The 14,166-nt window shown below is 49.2% G+C and carries 17 protein-coding genes; 8 read left to right on the top strand and 9 right to left on the bottom strand.

Annotated elements, in window-relative coordinates:
- The first annotated feature begins 12 nt into the window (after window positions 1-12).
- Window positions 13-1,125, top strand: a complete 1,113-nt coding sequence (locus METTU_RS18245; protein ID WP_006893398.1) for an XdhC family protein — start codon at window positions 13-15, stop codon at window positions 1,123-1,125.
- A complete protein-coding gene (locus METTU_RS18240) occupies window positions 1,106-1,714 on the top strand; it encodes a nucleotidyltransferase family protein (protein ID WP_006893397.1) in 609 nt (202 codons plus the stop codon). Before METTU_RS18245 ends, METTU_RS18240 begins: the two co-directional genes overlap by 20 nt.
- 89 nt (window positions 1,715-1,803) lie before the next feature.
- Here METTU_RS18240 and METTU_RS18235 read toward each other — a convergent pair whose 3' ends face one another.
- The 5 genes from METTU_RS18235 to METTU_RS18220 all read right to left on the bottom strand — a co-directional run bounded on the left by METTU_RS18235 (window position 1,804) and on the right by METTU_RS18220 (window position 3,997).
- Window positions 1,804-2,607: an alpha/beta hydrolase gene (locus METTU_RS18235; protein WP_006893396.1), complete on the bottom strand. Its 804-nt coding sequence runs from the start codon at window positions 2,605-2,607 to the stop codon at window positions 1,804-1,806.
- 161 nt (window positions 2,608-2,768) lie between these two features.
- Entirely contained in the window at window positions 2,769-3,071 is a 303-nt protein-coding gene (locus METTU_RS18230; protein ID WP_006893395.1) for a type II toxin-antitoxin system RelE/ParE family toxin, read from the bottom strand.
- Entirely contained in the window at window positions 3,061-3,246 is a 186-nt protein-coding gene (locus METTU_RS18225) for a hypothetical protein (protein WP_006893394.1), read from the bottom strand. Before METTU_RS18225 ends, METTU_RS18230 begins: the two co-directional genes overlap by 11 nt.
- Before the next feature lie 70 nt (window positions 3,247-3,316).
- Window positions 3,317-3,454, bottom strand: a complete 138-nt coding sequence (locus METTU_RS23790) for a hypothetical protein (RefSeq protein ID WP_006893393.1) — start codon at window positions 3,452-3,454, stop codon at window positions 3,317-3,319.
- 72 nt (window positions 3,455-3,526) lie between these two features.
- Window positions 3,527-3,997, bottom strand: a complete 471-nt coding sequence (locus tag METTU_RS18220) for a hypothetical protein (protein ID WP_006893392.1) — start codon at window positions 3,995-3,997, stop codon at window positions 3,527-3,529.
- A gap of 149 nt (window positions 3,998-4,146) precedes the next feature.
- Here METTU_RS18220 and METTU_RS18215 point away from each other — a divergent pair, with 149 nt between their 5' ends.
- The 3 genes from METTU_RS18215 (at window position 4,147) to METTU_RS24665 (ending at window position 6,892) form a co-directional block, all read left to right on the top strand.
- The gene (locus METTU_RS18215) at window positions 4,147-5,505 is read left to right on the top strand and encodes an IS1182 family transposase (protein WP_006893391.1); all 1,359 of its coding nucleotides are present in this window, start codon (window positions 4,147-4,149) and stop codon (window positions 5,503-5,505) included.
- Between the two features lie 317 nt (window positions 5,506-5,822).
- The gene (locus tag METTU_RS24670) at window positions 5,823-6,296 is read left to right on the top strand and encodes a helix-turn-helix domain-containing protein (protein WP_006893918.1); all 474 of its coding nucleotides are present in this window, start codon (window positions 5,823-5,825) and stop codon (window positions 6,294-6,296) included.
- Entirely contained in the window at window positions 6,293-6,892 is a 600-nt protein-coding gene (locus tag METTU_RS24665) for an IS630 family transposase (protein WP_006893919.1), read from the top strand. The genes METTU_RS24670 and METTU_RS24665 overlap by 4 nt, the downstream gene beginning before the upstream one ends.
- Here the strand turns inward: METTU_RS24665 and METTU_RS18200 are convergent, their stop codons facing one another.
- The 4 genes from METTU_RS18200 to cyoE all read right to left on the bottom strand — a co-directional run bounded on the left by METTU_RS18200 (window position 6,893) and on the right by cyoE (window position 9,545).
- Window positions 6,893-7,177 (bottom strand): helix-turn-helix domain-containing protein, encoded by a 285-nt coding sequence (locus METTU_RS18200; protein ID WP_006893390.1) that lies wholly within the window; start codon window positions 7,175-7,177, stop codon window positions 6,893-6,895.
- Entirely contained in the window at window positions 7,174-7,521 is a 348-nt protein-coding gene (locus METTU_RS18195) for a type II toxin-antitoxin system RelE/ParE family toxin (RefSeq protein WP_006893389.1), read from the bottom strand. The genes METTU_RS18200 and METTU_RS18195 overlap by 4 nt, the downstream gene beginning before the upstream one ends.
- A gap of 108 nt (window positions 7,522-7,629) precedes the next feature.
- On the bottom strand, window positions 7,630-8,658 hold the full coding sequence (locus METTU_RS18190) for a glycosyl transferase family protein (RefSeq protein ID WP_006893388.1): 1,029 nt from the start codon (window positions 8,656-8,658) through the stop codon (window positions 7,630-7,632).
- Window positions 8,655-9,545, bottom strand: a complete 891-nt coding sequence (cyoE, locus tag METTU_RS18185; RefSeq protein WP_040581001.1) for a heme o synthase — start codon at window positions 9,543-9,545, stop codon at window positions 8,655-8,657. Before cyoE ends, METTU_RS18190 begins: the two co-directional genes overlap by 4 nt.
- Before the next feature lie 442 nt (window positions 9,546-9,987).
- Between cyoE and recA the strand changes: the two genes are divergently transcribed.
- From recA to alaS, 3 genes are read left to right on the top strand one after another with little or no spacing between them, the layout of a single operon-like run.
- Complete coding sequence (gene recA, locus METTU_RS18180; RefSeq protein ID WP_006893385.1) at window positions 9,988-11,025, top strand: recombinase RecA; 1,038 nt, start codon at window positions 9,988-9,990, stop codon at window positions 11,023-11,025.
- A 6-nt stretch (window positions 11,026-11,031) separates the two neighbouring features.
- Window positions 11,032-11,502 (top strand): regulatory protein RecX, encoded by a 471-nt coding sequence (locus tag METTU_RS18175; protein WP_006893384.1) that lies wholly within the window; start codon window positions 11,032-11,034, stop codon window positions 11,500-11,502.
- A 51-nt stretch (window positions 11,503-11,553) separates the two neighbouring features.
- Window positions 11,554-14,166 carry an alanine--tRNA ligase gene (gene alaS / locus METTU_RS18170; protein ID WP_006893383.1) on the top strand — a complete coding sequence of 871 codons (2,613 nt, stop codon included), beginning with the start codon at window positions 11,554-11,556 and terminating at the stop codon, window positions 14,164-14,166.

Below are 14,166 nucleotides of genomic sequence, written 5' to 3'. Positions count from 1 at the left end.
ACCGAATAATATATGGCAAATAAAATCAATCATCTGATCAATGCCTACCGGCGACTGAATCAGCAAACCGAAAATAGCGTGCTGGCTACCATTATCGAAACCTTCGGTTCGACTTATCAAAAAGCGGGCGCGCGCATGTTGATAACCCAACAAGGCGAATTAATCGGTCTGCTGGGCGGCGGCTGTTTCGAGCGGGATTTGGTCGAACAGGCCAGGTCGGTGTTCGAGACCGGAACAGCCAAGACGGCTTTTTACGATATGCGCTCCCCGGACGACGTCATTTGGGGATTAGGCCTGGGCTGCAACGGCGCGGTCAGGGTTTTGCTGCAATTATTGAAAGCCGAAGATCATTTCAGTCCATTGAATATCATCGCCGATGCGGCCGAAGCTAATGTGTCCGGGGTTCTGGTCACCGTCTATGAATCCGGGCATGCCGACTTTTCGCCCGGCCACAGCCTGTTTCTGCCTGCATCCGCTGACGAGTTGTTATCCGCCGCGCCTTATCCTTTTACGACAGCGGCGCTACAAACCGTATTGCAACAAAAGCCGCGCCTCGAAACGCATGCGATCGGCGACCAGGAAGTCATGGCGTTTTACGATCCGCTACAGTCGCCGTTGCACTTGCTGGTTTTGGGCGCGGGTACCGATGCGATGCCGCTCGTACAATGCGCCAAGGCGCTGGGCTGGCGCGTCACCATCGTAGATCACCGACCCGCTCACATCAAAAAAGAGCGTTTCCCGCAGGCCGACCAGCTGCTGCATATCATGCCGGAGGACATCAGCGATAACCTGGAATTAAATCAGTTCAGCGCGCTGGTATTGATGACGCATAATATCGAATATGACGGGCGCTACCTCAAGGCAATTGTGAACAGTCCTATCCCGTTTATCGGGCTATTGGGGCCAGCGCATCGTAAAGACAGGCTATTGCAAAACCTGGGTAGTGCAGCGTCACAAACCGCCGAACGGGTGTTCGGGCCGGTCGGCTTGGATATCGGCGCGGAAACGCCGGAAGAAATTGCGTTGTCGATTATGGCCGGGATTCATGCCGAGTTGGGCGGACGCAGCGGGCGACAATTGAGTACCAAATCCACATCCGATATACATGAATGCAGCCATCGATAACGTTTACGCCATTATTTTAGCCGCCGGTGCATCCAGCCGCATGGGCAACCCCAAGCAATTGCTCGAATGGCGCAACCGCCCGTTGCTGGAGCATACGGTTGCAAATGCGCGCGAAATTTTGAACGAACGGGTCATCGTCGTATTGGGAGCTCATGCCGAATCGATACAGACAACTATTGATCTTGGCGGCGTTAGCTCGGTTGTTAACCCGGACTGGCAGGAAGGCATGGCTTCTTCCATTCGTGCCGGCGTTCAAGCATTGCCGGAATCGGCTAGTGCAGCGCTGATCCTGCTGTGCGATCAACCGCTAATCAACGCAGCACATATGCAAAACCTGTTGAATGGCTGGCAAACTACGCCGAACCGTATCGTCGCCAGCCAATACCATCATTCCGTCGGTGTCCCTGCATTGTTTCCGTCCGAATTTTTTGAGCACTTGTTGACGCTCAAAGGCGATCGGGGCGCCAAGCCTGTTTTGATGAAATTCGAAGGCAGCTTGTTGAAAATTTCCTTGCCGGAGGCGGAGCTTGATATTGACTGTGTGGCAGATTTCGATCATTTGACAGGCCATTTTTCTGCCGATCAGTAAACCCTGCTCAAAACTGATAGGGAGTGAACGCACCGCCGATGTAGCTAAATTGCTTGACCTGCAAGATGTGCTTATGAAAAAAGCGGAGATTAAGGGGATACCCCGTTTTGTCCGCTAACAAACTGCATAACCTCCTGCCAGTAGGGAAGCTCATCCGCTAGTGGCAGGGTGTTGTGGTTTGCTCCCTTAAATGACCAGAGTTTCTTAGCGTGGTGCAATGAATCGAACAGCTTTAGGCTGAGTTTATTGGGGATGATTTCATCTTGTTCTGCCAGCAAAATTGCCGTGTTTCCCGCGTAATCTTTTAAGTTTTTAATGTTGTCGAATTTGTCTTTGATCAGCCATTTTGCCAGCAAAAACCAGTAATGGTGTTGGGCAACATCGGCCATGCTGCTAAACGGCGTGACCAGGACGATGCCTTTAACCGGAACCTGCCCGCTCTGCACGATGCCAGAGGCCACGCCGCCGCCGAGCGATTCGCCCCATAGGAAAACAGGGCCGCCAAAATCGTTCAAGGCCTGTTTTGCGGTCTGGATGCCGTCTGAAATCAACGCCTGCTCCGATGGCGCACCCTTTCTGGCTGCATAGCCGGGATATTCGGCCAGGATCACCCGGTAACTCAGTTTTTCCAATGCGTCTAAGTAATAAGTCCGGTCGGTTGCCGAACCTGCATTGCCGTGAAAAACTATAACCGTGCCCTTGTTGGTCGATTGGGGTGTTTTGGCGATCAGTCCCCGATAATCAACGGTTGACGGCCAGAGTTTCAGGTTTGCTTGATCGGCCCGTTGCTGCTGGTCTTCAATCGAATAGGTATCGGGGAAATAGATCATTTTTCGTTGGAATAGAAAAACGAGCAGCAGGAGCAGTAAGTAGGTTAGCAGTATTGAAAGCATGGGTTTAAATGTCGGCATTTTTTGTTTGCCCTACTCCCGTAGGCCGGAATAAGACCACCCAAGCATAGCGCGAGGTGGCGTTTCCGGCTTGGCGAGGAGGCGTATTGCCGGAAACGCTATTCCTCGCTGTCGCTCGGACCAGCTTATTCCCGCCTACGGAACTACCAAGGCTTACCTTCCATTCCGGCTAAATCCCGGCTGCCATGAATGACGGCGATAATAGTGATGTGCTCTGGCTGAGTCAGATAAATAATGCGGTGGCCTTGAAAAATTAATTCCCGAATATCAGTTCTTTCTTCGGCTTTCGGCACTCGTCGGCCTATCTCGGAAAAAGGTTCCAGTTTTGTTGCTGCATCAAAAATACGCTCAATAAACTGGCGGGCATAAAAGCTGGAGTCTTTGGCGATATAAGCTTGAATCGCTTCTAAATCCTCTAGTGCCGGTTCCGTCCAGTTAAACTTCATTGCCCAAGAGCCGTTTTTTAGCATCCTCATTGGATATTACGCGGCCTTCGTCAATAGCACTCAGTCCTTTCTCAATTTTCTGTTTGACATACAGCTCATACATGATGTCATCCCACGTTGCCTGGTCAGAAACATGATCAATAATCTGTTTTGCGGCTTGTTTAGCGGTTTGCATGTTTTTCTCCTTTAAGGATGTTGCTTTGTAGTTACGATGCCAAAAAGGGCCGTGAGACACTCCTACAGGTTTACGATTCTTTTGTAGACGTCTCCCCACGGGAGCCTGATTCAGGATTCTGGTGATATTTTTCCAGCCGCGCATCAATTATGCTTTTCTCCTCATCGGTCAGTTCGATAGGAGATGCTTTTGCGGTTATTTTACTCATGTTTGGGTGTCTTTTTCTTCATACAAAAAACAATAAAGTGGCGGCAGGTTAAAGAGCTAATATCCGTCTGAGCTACTTGTTATGTTTAATATAGCGATCCCATAACTCAACAAGATCAATGCCAATACCATGAAAGTTCGGACGCAACATAATTATTGCGTTGGTTCTATTCACTTTTGTTGTAGCTATTTCCTGAAACGCCAACCCAATGTATAGATTATTCTTTTTTATTCTGTCGTCCGTTGTAGATAAAAATCGGTCCTTAATCTCATTCTTCATACTTTCACTTAGTAATGATTCCGCTATGGATTTGGTTGAAGAATTATAAAGCACTTCCATTTTATTTCTTTCGGCAAAGGAGGTATTCTGAAACAAGCTTTTTGCTTCTGTCACAACATCCGAGTCACTTTCTTGATCTAATAGACTTGAATAAGACACGATAAAATCTTTTAGAAAATCACACCTAGCTAAAAACTCTGCTGAGAAGAAATCTGCCATTCTCTCTAAAGTGATTGTTGAATTCAGCAAACCTCTAGCGTTCATATCGCTCTTTCTTTGTGTGACAAGCCGTGGTATTTCTCGATTTCTCTCTGAAAATTCCAATTCAGATATTTTTTCTAGGAGACTGTCGGATTTAGCAGTGCAAAAAGTGTTAAAATAACCCTATCGAAACACCAAATCAAAAAACAAAAATGGCTACCCAATTCATCCTGATTGATCGCGATACCCCCTACATTCTGCCCCCGTGTGTTCAGGATTATTTGCCTGAAGATCATATGGCCCGTTTTGTTGTCGAGATTGTCGATCAACTGGATTTACGGACGCTATCAGCCGTCTATGCGGGCAAAGGAAAGCGCCCCTATCATCCGGCGATGCTGTTGGCGTTGCTGTTCTACGGTTACGCGACCGGCGTATTTTTCAGTCGCAAACTGGAGAAAGCCACTCATGACTCGATGGCCTTTAAATACATCTGCGCCAACGAAAACCCAGATCACGACACCATCAACAGCTTTCGCAAGCGCTTTGGCAAAGAGATCGAAAGCCTATTTGTCGAGATATTGGTACTTGCACAAACCTTGGGGCTGCTTAAGCTGGGTACGGTGAGCCTGGACGGCACCAAGATTAAAGCCAATGCCAGCAAGCATAAAGCCTTGAGCTGGGATTACGCCAATCAACTGGAAGCCCAGTTCAAACAGGAAGTTGAAACCTTGATGAAACTGGCTGAAGCCGCCGACAATTCCCCGCTTCCAGAAGACATGGATGTACCCAAGGAACTCAAACGCCGCCAAGACCGTTTAGCAGTGATTGCCAAAGCCAAACAGGAAATCCAGGCCCGTGCCAAGGCGCGTTACGCGCAAGAAAAGGCCGAGTATGACGAAAAGCAGGCTAAGCGTGAACAACACCTGAGTGAAACCGGCAAGAAAATGGGCGGCAAAGCCCCCCAAGCGCCTACCGATGCGCCTCAAGGTAAAGATCAAGTCAGCCTGACCGATGAAGAGTCCCGCATCATGCCGACCCCTAATGGTTTTGAACAAGCCTATAACGCCCAAGCCAGTGTTGATATTGCCACCCACCTGATCGTTGCTCATCACATCACCCAACACACCAACGACAAACAAGAAATCGAACCGGCCTTAGCCAAACTGGAACAGCTCCCGGAATGCTTGGGGAGTGTTGACAACCTGTTGGCCGACACCGGCTACTTCAGCCAAGCCAATGTAAAGGCGTGTGCTGATGCAAAGATAAAACCGTACATCGCCCAAAAGCGGCAAAGCCATAACCAAGCCCTTGACGCCCGGTTTCAGCATCAGCCGGAAATAGGCGAAAGCACCTTACCGCCGGTTGAGGCCATGACCCATCGCTTAACAACCAAAGCGGGCAAAGCACTCTACGGCAAGCGAAAATCTACTGTCGAAACCGTGTTTGGCATCATTAAACACGTCCAGGGATTCAGGCAATTCCAGCTTCGAGGCCTGGAATCCGTCCAAAGTGAATGGAATTTAGTCTGTATAGGCTGGAATTTAAAAAGAATGCATGTATTAAGAGGGTGAGAGAGGAAAAAGAGCATTGAGCTGCCCATAAAACAGAACTATGGGCATTAAAAATCCCAATAAACCACTTTTTTAAATTTTAATCGTGATTAAGTGGGGAGGCTCGCTCTATTAATCCGACAGCCTCCTAGGTAGTGTTTAAGCATCATGTCGTATCGCAGAGAAACATAACAAATGATTATTAGTCGTGTAAAATCAATGAGGTCGTACTCGATTGGTTTGCAATACTTATATTACAAAAGTTGCTGGACATCCGCGCTTTCACGGTGAGGACGAACAGTAAGTAGTAATGCGAAAGTTATTAGGAAGTAAATTTATTGTGTCAAACTGGAAACGATTGCAATAACAGACAAAAATTAGGAGTCCACCTGAAATTCATCGCCAAACTGACCCCGGAAGAGGAAGTAACGTTAACCGAAGCCTATCGTAACCACCCATTATTCCGGGTTAGACAACGGGCACATGCTATCTTATTGAATAATAGAAGGTATGTAATTGCACGGCTGAGCGAATTGTTTGAGTCCCAGCATGAGACTGTCAGCTCATGGTTAGACAAATGGGAAACAGAGGGATTAATAGGGCTTTACGATTGTCCACGAAGCGGTAGGCCTGTGCGCTTCACGGTTGAGGAACAAGCCGTTTTTCTGGGCTATATTGACAAAAACCCACACCAGCCCAAGGCCGCCGCAGCACGATTGCTGGAGGAGACGGGCAAGGAAGCCAGCCTTGACACCTTTAAACGAATTTTAAAAAAAGTGCCTATGCCTGGAAACGTTGTCGGCAATCAGTGAAGGGAAAGCGTAATGAAGCAGATTTCCAACGTGATAAGGCATATCTGAAGGCCTTGAAACAGCAAGAGGATGATGGGGAATTGAAGCTTTACTACTTTGACGAATCCGGATTTAGCACGACACCCTGTGTACCCTATGGATGGCAACGGATTGGCGAGACCCGACAAATACCCTGCTATCGTAGCAAGCGCATGAATGTGTTAGGTTTTTTGAGTCGCAGCAATGATCTGTTTTTCCACAGCTCCGAACAATCGGTGACAACGGATACGGTTGTCAATGCCTTTGATGCGTTTGTCGAAACGTATGCAGGCAAGTACGAAGAAACTAAAGTGCCGTGCTGTGTGGTGTTGGATAATGCTTCCATTCATCGTAGCGGCGTATTCAAAGAAAAGCTGGCGGGCTGGCAACAACGTGGTGTGTGCTTACATTTTCTTCCGCCTTACAGCCCGGAGCTGAACCTGATCGAAATACTCTGGCGTAAAGTTAAGTACGAATGGTTGCCGCTTGATGCCTATCAAAGTTACGGACACTTGAAAAAGTGGGTGTTGGAAATCCTGAGTGACGTCGGTAAAAAATTCCAAATAACTTTTGCGTAACTACTTAACATGCACGTCAACATCCTGATCGAGACGTTTAAGGATTGTCATAAGCCGGTCAATGGTGAAGCGGTCGAGCTTTGTTTTACGGATGCGTGAAAAATCAGCGGCAGCAATGCCGGTCAGCTCTTCGGCTTTACGCACTGTGTAAGCACGGTCATCAAGCACACCGATAATTTCTGCGGCCAATAATGCTTTCAGTTGTTCAACTTCCGCATTGGGGTGGCCGAAGTCGGCAAATACGTTGCCGCTACCACGGATAATTTCAAAAGGTTCGTCATTCATAGCAACATTTCCTTTAATCGTTTTAAACGGTCATGCACAAGGTCTATTTCATGTTTCGGTGTTTTAATGCCTTGCGTTGATTTCTTCTGAAAGGCATGGACAACCCATAATTCTTCACCGATTTGGACAGCATAAACAACGCGAAAAGCGTCGCCACGGTGACGCAGGACAATTTCCATAACACCTGTGTCGAAGCCCTTTAACGGTTTTACATGGTCGGCCATCCGGCCTTCCGCTACGACGGTCAGTGCGCGGATGGCATCCATCTGCACCGGTGCAGGAAAATCCTCAAAGTCTTTCCGCGCCGCTTTTATCCATGAAATAGACCGTGTCTTTTTAGCCATATGTTTGCCTTATTTGGGCAATATTGTCATATTTGACAACATACTGCAAGCAGATGCTTTTTGCTTAAGAATTGTTGGTGGGTTCTGCTAAGAGCTTGGTTTCAGGTATTAGATAACCCCTGCATATTTTTGCTTATCTCGACCCAGCCAGTAATCACTCGCCAACTGCTGGGCCTGCTCCTGCGTATCAGCCTTACCCAACAACTTAAGCGCAACTGCAGCCGTGCCGATGATGGAGGCTTGCGCAAACTCGTCTTCCACTTTTCCCTGCCAAATCAGCGCCAGTTGCTCCGGCTCAAGCAGCTCGGGTTTGACGTGGCGGTGGGTAAATAAAGCGGGCCAGTTTTCGTCGGATAATTCGCCGTCATGTACGCTTTGCACCAGGCATTCCATATCGGGATTGCGTTCGGTCTCGCCGCCTTCGCCTTTTAATACCGACATGTGCGGCTGGTTTAAAAGGGCAGCGGCTTGCTGATGCACAGGACGGTAACCGGGATGGAATATGCCCTGAATGCTGTATTGCGCATTAAATGGATTCAACAAACGCACCAGGGTGTGAACCGGTGAGCGCAAGCCCAGTACCGGGCGCAGTTCTATAATTTCATGCAGCTTGGGGCAAAAATGCTCCAGCGATAAATAACTGAAATGCTGTTGTTCAAGTTGCAGTTTGGCGTCGCTAATAGAGCTTGCGCATTTAAGCCCCAAATAACCCAGCATGTTTTCAGTGTACAGCCTGCCTGCGGTATGACCGCTGGCACCGTGCATAAAAACGGTAATGCCGTTTTCAGCCAACAGCAAAGCCGACAGCAAAAACCAGGGCAAATGCCGACGTTTCCCTGCATAAGATGACCAGTCCAGATCGACTTTTACGGCATTGTCTGCAACATTAAATGATTCCCGCGCCGCCTGTGCGAAACCGGCCAATTCCTCCGGGGTTTCTTCCTTGACGCGCATCAACACGAGGAATGCGCCCAGCTGAATGGGTTGAACCTGGTCGGCCATGATCATGCTCATGGCCCGATAGGCTTCTTCCTGCGTTAGCGGCCTTGAGCCTTTTTTGCCTTTGCCCAGGATACGGATGAATTCTGCAAATGGGTGTTCGGGGTACGGCGTTTGTTCGTGATGAGTGAATGTCATAAGGTAAATTTAAAATAATGGTCGATTAACAAGGCGATAAACAGGACGGTCAGATACATCAGCGAATAAAAGAAAGTTCGCATCGCGGTTTTGTCGTCTTTTCTGCGCATCATCAAAATGGCGAAATAAATAAAGCCAAGACCTAACGGCACCACCGCAGACAGATAAATCAGGCCGCTCATGCCGGTCAGGTAGGGCAGCAAGGTAACAATGAACAGCAGCAGGGAATACAGCAGAATATGCAGCCGGGTATATTCTACGCCGTGCGTGACCGGCAACATCGGTATGCCGACTTTGGCGAATTCTTTACGTTTGGCGATAGACAGAGGCCAGAAATGCGGCGGTGTCCAGGCGAAAATAATTAAAAACAACAACAGTGAGTAAGGATGCAACTCGCCGGTCATCGCGCACCAGCCCAGCATCGGCGGCGTGGCTCCGAAAGCGCCGGCAATAACGATATTTTGCGGTGTTGCTCGTTTGAGGTAAACCGTATAGATAATCGCGTAGCCCAGCGCCGACAAGAAAGTCAGTAATGCGGTCAAGGCGTTGACCATGACGAGCAGTAATGCCATCGAGATAACACCCAGCGCCAACGCAAAAGTGATGACATTGGTAGAGCTTAATTCGCCTTTGGGCAATGGGCGGTTTTTGTTGCGATCCATCAGCGCATCGGCTTCACGGTCGATATAATGGTTAATCGCGGCGGCCGAGGCGGCGGCCAATGCAATTCCCAGGCTACTGTAGATAAACAGGCCGATAGGCGGCATTCCCGGCACGGCTAATAACATTCCCGCAATAGCTGTAAAAACGATCAAGGCGACCACTTTGGGTTTGCATAACTCAAGATAACTTTTCCAGGAGGGCCTAGGAGATTGGCTAGTCATTATTTAATAGATTCCAACTTTTAGTTTAGGGTACGGTTCCCATGGAAACCGCAGGAATGGCGTTGTGATGTCCCATCCAGCGCTGCCGGAGCAGGGTATGGGAACGATGATCAGTTACTGTATAGAATACAGTGAACTATTGATTATTGAAATAGTTCAGCTTGCCGACGCTTTCATAAAGAGGGCGTTATGATCAATCCATTTCAGAGCGGCCCGGATATATCTTGTCCCTGTTTTATCAGAATTAGTCAGTGTCACAACCTTAAAAATAGAACAAAATTTTTAAGGGCTGCATATCCGGCGACGCAAGGGTTGCGGTATTTGAATCTTTTCCGGCAAATCAACACTATCCGAAGCCCTGTCTGTATGTGATAATAAATGATTTGATTTTCGGCGATATTTCTTTCTAACCAACATAGCCGCAGGGCATAAAGGGCACTACATAATGGATGAGAACAAAAAGAAAGCGCTAGGCGCGGCGCTGATGCAGATAGAAAAGCAATTCGGCAAGGGCTCGGTGATGCGCATGGGCGATGTGGCGGCTTCGCGTGACATCGACGTGGTTTCTACGGGTTCTTTAGGCTTGGATATTGCGCTGGGCTGCGGCGGTTTGCCCCGCGGTCGTGTTATTGAAATCTATGGCCCTGAATCATCCGGTAAAACCACATTGACGCTGCAAGTGATCGCCGAAATGCAAAAACTCGGCGGCACCGCGGCATTTGTCGATGCCGAGCATGCTTTGGATCCCAGTTATGCCGAAAAAATCGGTGTTAATGTCGATGACTTGCTGGTTTCCCAGCCGGATACCGGCGAGCAGGCACTGGAAATTACCGACATGTTGGTGCGTTCCGGTGCGGTTGATGTGGTCGTGATTGATTCGGTTGCGGCGTTAACGCCTAAAGCCGAGATTGAAGGCGATATGGGCGATTCCCATATGGGTTTGCAGGCGCGTTTGATGTCTCAGGCTTTGCGGAAGTTGACCGGTAATATCAAGCGATCCAATACGCTGGTTATTTTTATTAACCAGATCAGAATGAAAATCGGCGTCATGTTCGGCAGTCCTGAAACCACCACCGGCGGTAATGCGCTTAAGTTTTACGCTTCGGTGCGCCTGGATATTCGGCGTATCGGTTCGATTAAAAAGGGCGAAGAAGTTATCGGCAATGAAACCCGGGTAAAAGTCGTCAAGAACAAAGTCGCGCCGCCTTTTAGACAGGCCGAGTTTGAGATTTTATACGGTGAGGGTATTTCCTTTCTGGGCGAGCTGGTTGACTTGGGCGTAAGTTACGGTTTTATTCAGAAAGCGGGTTCCTGGTACAGCTACGGCGATGAAAAGATCGGGCAGGGCAAGGATAACGTAAAGGCCTTCTTAAGAGAGCATCCTGAAAAAGCAAAAGAAATTGAAGCCAAAATAAGAGCCGAGGCTTTCGGTAAGAAAGTTGCTCCTTTGATTGAAGCGCCTGTGGTTGATGAGGACGAGTAGTCCGTTTTGATTGAAGAGGCTCAGGTCGCCAAGGAAATCGAGGGCGTTTGTTTGCGCCTTTTGGCGCGCAGAGAACACAGCCGGCAGGAATTGCTGGCTAAATTGGCTTTAAGAGGTTTTGACAGGGATGACGTGCTGCCGGTCATTGATGAACTGGCCGAGCACGGCTGGCAGGATGATTCAAGGTACGCTGAAAGCTACGCCCGGTTCCGAATCCAGAAGGGCTACGGGCCGATTCGAGTGAGCTATGAGCTTAAACAAAACGGCATAGCGGCGTTTGACCTTGAAGGCATCGTGCAAGAAGAGGCCGGTAGCTGGATGGCACTGCTGGAGCAGGTTTACAGTAAAAAATACAGCCATGACACGGTGTTGGAACGCAATGAGTGGGCAAAACGCAGCCGTTTTTTATTGCATCGCGGGTTTTCCGGCGCAATGATCAGTGCGTTATTTGATGAGTTGAATATTAGATTTCTCTAGGTTTTGGGTAAGCCTCGCGCAACCCGATTTTTTTAAAAGCATTTATTTATTATGAAAAAGATGACTAGCGCCCAGTTGCGCACCGCCTTTCTGGAATTTTTTCGCGAGCGAGGGCATGCTATACAGCCTTCAAGTTCGCTGATTCCGGGCAATGATCCGACCTTATTGTTCACCAATGCCGGTATGGTGCAGTTCAAGGATGTGTTTTTAGGTCGAGATCATCGCGACTATAACAAGGCCGCGACCAGCCAGCGCTGTGTCCGGGCGGGCGGCAAGCATAACGACCTTGAAAACGTCGGTTATACCGCAAGGCATCATACTTTTTTTGAAATGCTGGGTAATTTCAGCTTCGGCGATTATTTTAAAAAAGAAGCAATCCATTTCGCCTGGGATTTTTTAACCAAGGAGCTGGAAATCCCGGCGGAAAAATTATGGATTACCGTTTTTGACGAAGATTCGGAAGCGGAAAAAATCTGGCTGGATGACGTCGGCGTTTCGCCGGTTCGGTTCTCAAGAATCGGCGCCAAGGATAACTTCTGGTCGATGGGCGATGTCGGGCCTTGCGGGCCATGTACCGAAATATTCTACGATCACGGTGCGGACATTGCCGGTGGACCTCCCGGATCACCGGATGAAGACGGCGACCGCTATATCGAAATCTGGAACCTAGTGTTCATGCAATACGACCGTTCCGCTGACGGCTCGTTAACGCCGCTGCCGAAACCTTCGGTCGATACCGGCATGGGGCTGGAACGCATCGCGGCGGTGTTGCAGGGCGTACATAGCAATTACGAAATCGATTTGTTCCAAAAACTGTTGAAAGCGGCGGCCGAGCTGGCCGGTACCAGTGATTTGACGCAAAGTTCATTGCGGGTGATTGCCGATCACATCCGCTCTTGTGCATTTTTGATCGCCGATGGTGTGATGCCGTCCAACGAAGGACGTGGTTATGTGGTGCGCCGCATTATTCGTCGCGCGATTCGGCACGGTTATCGTTTGGGTATCCGTGACGTGTTCTTTTACAAACTGGTCGCGCCGCTGGCCGAAGAAATGGGCGAAGCTTTTCCTGAACTTAAAGCCGCACAAGAACAAGTTGAGCGGGTGCTGAAAAAAGAAGAAGAGCGTTTTGCCGAAACATTAGAGCAAGGCATGAAGATTCTGGAAGCCTGTGTCGCCAAGATGGAAGGTTCGGTAATTCCCGGCGATACCGTATTCCAGCTTTATGATACCTATGGTTTCCCCGTTGACTTGACCGCTGATTTTGCCCGCGAAAATAACCTGACTGTCGATCATGCCGGATTTGAAACCGCGATGTCGGCTCAGCGGGAAAGGGCGAGGTCTGCCAGCAGTTTTGGTGCCGATTACGACCAGGATATAAAGCTCGATGCGCAAACCGAATTTACCGGTTATGATCATCTTGACGATCAAGTACATATCATCGGTCTTTACAAAAAAGGCCAGCCGGTAGACAGCTTGGAAGACGGTGAAGAGGGCGTTGTTATTTTAGATAAAACGCCGTTCTATGCCGAGTCCGGCGGCCAAATCGGCGATTGCGGCAAAATCGAAGCGGATGGCGCGGTGTTTGAAGTCACCGATACTCAAAAACAGGGCGGTAACCTGTTCTTGCATAAAGGTAAATTACTTACCGGAACCTTGACCAATGGCCAGTTGTGCGATGCCCGTGTCAGCGCCGCAGACAGAACGGCCACCGAGCTTAACCATTCGGCGACCCATTTGCTGCACGCCGCATTGAGGCAGGTTCTGGGAGATCATGTCGCGCAGAAAGGGTCGCTGGTTAATCCTGAACGTTTGCGTTTTGACTTTTCGCATTTTGAGCCGGTGACGGCTTCTGAAATCAGCACCGTTGAACGGATCGTTAATGAGCAGATTCGGGCAAACAATCCCGTTAGCGCACAGGTCATGGCAAAAGACGATGCGGTTAAAGCCGGTGCGATGGCGTTGTTCGGCGAAAAATACGGCGATGAAGTAAGGGTTTTGAAAATCGGCGAATTTTCAACCGAGCTTTGCGGCGGTACGCATGTCGAGCGGGCAGGGGACATCGGCTGCTTTAAAATTATTAACGAAACCGGTGTTGCGGCTGGCGTTAGGCGTATCGAGGCGGTAACCGGCGGTGGCTGTATCGAATGGATAGCCGGTCGGGACCATGCGCTTGCCAGTATTGCCGGATTAGTCAAAAGCGCGCCTGAAAAAACGCCTGAAAAAGTCGAGCAGTTAATAGAGAAAAACCGGCTGTTGGAAAAGCAGCTGGAACGCTTGAATGCAAAACTCGCCAGTTCTGCGGGTAACGAACTGGGCGCTCAGGCTGTCGATGTCGGAGGCATTAAAGTATTGGCGGTCAAGCTCGATGGCGTTGATCCCAAATCCCTGAAAGACATGGTCGATCAGTTAAAAAATAAATTAGGCAGCGCCGCAATTGTGTTGGCGGTCGTCGATGGTGACAAGGTCAGTCTGATTGCCGGTGTCACTAAAGACCAGATGGGGCGGATAAAAGCCGGTGATCTGGTGAATTTCGTCGCCACCAAAGTCGGCGGAAAAGGCGGCGGCAGGCCCGATATGGCTCAGGCCGGGGGCAATGATCCGTCCGGCTTGGCTGACGCATTGGCTCAGGTTCCGGCCTGGGTGAAAGAGCAGTTAAATAAGTAG

Source organism: Methylobacter tundripaludum SV96 (assembly GCF_000190755.2).
Lineage (GTDB): Bacteria > Pseudomonadota > Gammaproteobacteria > Methylococcales > Methylomonadaceae > Methylobacter_A > Methylobacter_A tundripaludum.
The sequence above is the reverse complement of the archived record's forward strand: the minus strand, read 5'-3'. Positions and strand labels throughout refer to the sequence as shown.